The organism is Streptomyces sp. NPDC053367 (assembly GCF_044545925.1).
Lineage (GTDB): Bacteria > Actinomycetota > Actinomycetes > Streptomycetales > Streptomycetaceae > Streptomyces.
Window position 1 is genome coordinate 314,422 of the sequence record NZ_JBITYN010000012.1, and the last position, 4,716, is coordinate 319,137.

At 72.7% G+C, this 4,716-nt stretch carries 2 protein-coding genes and 1 pseudogene; 2 read left to right on the forward strand and 1 reads right to left on the reverse strand.

The genetic code is table 11. The features are described from left to right. Positions 1-122: 122 nt before the first annotated feature. Positions 123-431, forward strand: a pseudogene (locus ACIGXJ_RS31575) (DUF1990 domain-containing protein); the annotation flags it as partial. Between the two features lie 83 nt (positions 432-514). Here ACIGXJ_RS31575 and ACIGXJ_RS31580 read toward each other — a convergent pair. Continuing rightward, entirely contained in the window at positions 515-3,136 is a 2,622-nt protein-coding gene (locus ACIGXJ_RS31580) for a glycosyltransferase family 1 protein (protein WP_399652599.1), read from the reverse strand. 597 nt (positions 3,137-3,733) lie between these two features. Between ACIGXJ_RS31580 and ACIGXJ_RS31585 the strand changes: the two genes are divergently transcribed. After that, positions 3,734-4,716 (forward strand): maltotransferase domain-containing protein (locus ACIGXJ_RS31585; RefSeq protein WP_399652601.1); only part of this gene is annotated, 983 nt, incomplete at its 3' end.

The window sequence follows — 4,716 nt, forward strand, 5'->3', positions numbered from 1 at the left end:
GGCTCAAGTTCCCCCCCGGTTGGGGGGGGGGGGGGGGGGGGGGGGGGGGGGGGGGGGGGGGGGGCGCGGGGGGGGGGGCGCCGGGGGGGGGGGGGGCCCCCCCCCGGCCCCCCCCCCCCCCCGCCGCCGAGGGCGTCGATGTCACCGTGACCCTCGCGGGCGTCATCAAGGCGCCGTGCAGGGTCGTCTGGACGGTCGACGAGCCCCGGCGCGCGGGGTGGGCCTACGGCACGCTGGAGGGCCACCCCGAGTGCGGTGAGGAGGCCTTCGTCGTCGACCGCACAGGGGACGGCACCGTATGGCTGACCGTCTCCGCGTTCAGCCGGCCGGCCAGGTGGTACGCACGTGCGGGTGGGCCCGCCACACGAGGGCTTCAGCACGCTTATGCGCGCCGGTGCGGAAAAGTGCTGCGGGATCTGTGTGCCGCATAGGGGCGGGGGGCTTCTCCGCGTACCGGACCACGGGTGCCTCGTGGCTGGTCGCGCGGTTCCCCGCGCCCCTTGGGGCGCCGCCTCTACCTCAGCAGCACCCCGGCCGCCTCCACCACCTCCTCCGACGGTGTCGACACCAGCCCGAGCTCCGCGCTGGAGGCCAGGAGGCGGTGGGAGGGCAGGACGCGGACCGTGTAGCCGTAGGGGCCGGTCCGGTCCAGGGAGAGGGGACCCTCGTAGGACCAGCGGCCCTCCAGGTCGGGGCTGCCGCCGGACGGCTTGAGCGGGGCCGCCGTGGCGTCGGTGATGCGGTCGTCGGCGTCGACGCGGCCCGAGACGGCCTGGATCTCGACGTCGTCCGGGGTGAGGTCGCCGAGGCGGACCCGGACCCGCAGGGTGAGGGTCGTGCCGAGCTCGGCGGTGGCCGTGGCCGCGGAGGTCTCCACGTGGTCCACCCGCACCCCGTGCCAGGCGGAGCGCACCCGCTGCTTCCAGTCGGCCAGTTCGCGGGCCGCGCCGGTGTCCATGGCCCGGTGGGCGTGGGCGGCGGGCGTGTAGAGCCGCTCGACGTACTCGCGGACCATACGGCCCGCCAGCACCTTCGGGCCGAGCAGGGTGAGGGTCTGCCGGACCATCTCGATCCACCGTTCGGGCAGACCGCCCCGGCCGCGCTCGTAGAAGCGCGGGGCGATGCGCTGCTCCAGCAGGTCGTACAGCGCGGCCGCCTCGATGTCGTCACGGTGGTCCACGTCGGTGCCGGCGCCGTCCGCGGTGGGGATCGCCCAGCCGAAGTCCGGCTGGAACCACTCGTCCCACCAGCCGTCCAGCACCGACAGGTTGAGGCAGCCGTTGAGGGCGGCCTTCATCCCGGAGGTGCCGCAGGCCTCCAGCGGGCGCAGCGGGTTGTTCAGCCAGATGTCGCAGCCCGGGTAGAGCTTCTGCGCCATCGCCATCCCGTAGTCGGGCAGGAACACGATCCGGTGGCGCACCCGCGGGTCGTCGGCGAACTTCACCAGCTCCTGGATCAGCCGCTTGCCGCCGTCGTCCGCCGGATGCGCCTTGCCCGCGACGACGATCTGCACCGGCCGCTCGGGGTGCAGCAGCAGCTCCATCAGCCGGTCCCGGTCGCGCAGCATCAGCGTCAGCCGCTTGTACGACGGGACGCGCCGGGCGAAACCGATGGTGAGGACGTCCGGGTCGAGGACCCCGTCGATCCAGCCCATCTCGGCCGTGCCCGCGCCGCGCTGCCGCCAGGAGGCCCGCAGCCGGGTGCGCACCTCGGTGACGAGCTGTTCGCGCAGGTCGCGGCGGAGCTCCCAGATGTCCTGGTCGGGGATGTCGGCGACGGCGTCCCAGCGCTCGGAGCCGCCCACGCTGAGCGCGTCCTCGGTGCGCTGGGCGCCGACCTGGCGGGCGCCGAGCCGCAGCACCTCGGGGGCGACCCAGGTCGGGGCGTGCACACCGTTGGTGACGGAGGTGATCGGCACCTCGTCCGGGTCGAAGCCCGGCCACAGACCGGAGAACATCTCGCGGCTGACATGGCCGTGCAGCAGGGAGACGCCGTTGGCGCGCTGGGCCAGCCGCAGCCCCATCACGGCCATGTTGAACAGGTTGGGCTCACCGCCCGGGTAGGTCTCCATGCCCAGCCGGAGGATGCGTTCGACCTCGATGCCGGGCAGTTCCGCGCCGGGGCCGAAGTGCCGGGCGACCAGCTCCCGGTCGAAGCGGTCGATGCCGGCGGGCACGGGGGTGTGCGTGGTGAAGACCGTGCCGGCCCGCACCGCCTCCAGACCGGAGTCGAAGTCCAGCCCGTCCTCCACCAGCTCGGCGATGCGCTCCAGACCGAGGAACCCGGCATGCCCCTCGTTGGTGTGGAACACCTCCGGCCCGGGGTGCCCGGTGAGCCGGCAGTACGTGCGCACCGCCCGGACTCCTCCTATGCCGAGCAGCATCTCCTGCAGCAGCCGGTGCTCGCTGCCGCCGCCGTACAGCCGGTCGGTGACGCCGCGTTCGCCGAGGGCGTTCTCCTCGACGTCGGAGTCCAGCAGCAGCAGCGGGATCCGGCCGACCTGCGCGACCCAGATCCTGGCGTGCAGCGCCCGGCCGCCCGGCAGGGCGAGCGACACCCGGGCGGGGCTGCCGCCGGACTCCTCCAGGAGGGCGAGCGGCAGTTCGTTGGGGTCGAGGACGGGATAGTGCTCCTGCTGCCAGCCGTCCCGGGACAGGGTCTGGCGGAAGTAGCCGTGCCGGTACAGCAGGCCGACACCGATCAGCGGCACTCCGAGATCGCTGGCCGCCTTCAGATGGTCGCCGGCCAGGATGCCCAGGCCGCCGGAGTACTGCGGCAGCGCGGCGGTGATGCCGAACTCGGGCGAGAAGTAGGCGACCGCGGCGGGCAGCCCGGCGGGCTGCGCCTGGTACCAGCGGTCACCGTGGACATAGTCGTGGAGGTCGTCGACGGCCGCGGTCAGGCGGCGCAGGAACCGGCGGTCCCCGGCGAGTTCGGCCAGCCGCCGCGGCGGCACACTGCCCAGGAGACGTACGGGATCACCGTCCGACGCGGCCCAGCGCTCGGGGTCCACCGACTGGAAGAGATCACGGGTCTCGGCGTGCCAGGACCAGCGCAGATTGCGGGCGAGCTCGCCCAGGGGGCGGAGGGGTTCGGGGAGTACGGGACGGACGGTGAATCGACGGATCGCCTTCACATTCCACCTCGGCGCGATTGTGGATGAGACCGCACGGCGGTGTGCGGCTCAACGTCACCCCCGACGTTACCGGCGCCGGTGCCGGCGCCGCTGGACCTCTCACCCTCGCGTGCGGGGAGACCTGTTCGCCTCGGCGTGTCGATCACGTCCTCGGTGCTCACCGACGAAACTGGGCAAGTGACTTACCCCGGCACTCCGACGGCTGTATCGAGAATGGCTGTCTCGAACGCAGCAACGTTTCTTTCCGGACATCCGAAAGCCTCACCCGCATCGACCGCCAGGCCTTTGGCCAAGGCGTCGGCATCCGGCACAGTGTCCGGAAGGGGCCTCGGCTCGCCGGACGGACGTCTGCAAGTGCCACGCCGGTAACGGCGGACACATGGGACCGGCCCCGTTCATCCGGAACGGGGCCGGTCTTGTGCGCAGATGTGCGCGTGAGTAGTTAACAAAGTGCCGGATTGCCCACCCGAATAGGGTGGGAAGGCTCCTGCGGTACGCGCCACTGGTCTCCCGTCGCACGGACACCGGAACGTTCACCCGCAGGATCCATTCCCCACAGCCATCCGCCCACCCACGTTGACGCGGACAGGAGCGGTGATGCCCGCCACGCACCAGACGTCGGCAGTCCCGACGCCCAGCACCGAGCAGACCCCCGAACGGCGTGCCCCGCGCGCCAAGACCCCCACCAAGCGCACCCCCGCGAAGACCGCGGCGAAGACTCCGGCGACCACAACCCCTGCGAAGACCGCGGCGAAATCTGCGGCCAAGGCTCCGGCGGAGACCGCGGCGAAATCCCCGGCCAAGGCTCCGGCGAAGACCGCGGCGAAGAAGACCACCAAGAAGGCCGCGGCCAGGACCCCGGTGAAGGCCCCGGTGAAGGCCAAGGCGAAGCCCGCCCCGGCTGTGGGGCGTATCCCGGTACTCGATGTCCAACCGGTCGTGCAGCACGGACGGCGGCCCGCGAAGGCGGTCACCGGCGAGACCTTCGAGGTCTCCGCCACCGTGTTCCGCGAGGGGCATGACGCGGTTTCGGCCAATGTCGTCCTCACCGGTCCCGACGGAAAGTCCGGTCCGTTCACCCCGATGAGGGAACTCGCCCCGGGCACCGACCGCTGGGGCGCCACCGTCTCCGCCGACCGCCCCGGCCTGTGGACCTTCACCGTCGAGGCGTGGAGCGACCCCATCACCACCTGGCGGCACCACGCCAGGATCAAGGTCCCGGCCGGCATCGACACCGGCCTGGTCCTGGAGGAGGGGGCCCGCCTCCATGAACGGGCGGCGGTGGACACCCCCAAGACCGACGGCATGCGTGACACGCTGCTCGCCGTCGCGGAGGCCCTGCGCGACGAGAACCGCCCCGCGACGGTCCGCCTCGCGGCGGCGCTGCTGCCCGAGGTGGACGAGGTGCTGGCGCGGTATCCGTTGCGGGAGCTGGTGACGGCTTCGGAGCCGATGCCGCTGCTGGTGGAGCGTGAACGGGCCCTGTACGGCTCGTGGTACGAGTTCTTCCCCCGCTCGGAGGGCACCCCGCACCAGCCCCACGGCACGTTCCGCACCGCCGCGCGCCGACTGCCCGCGAT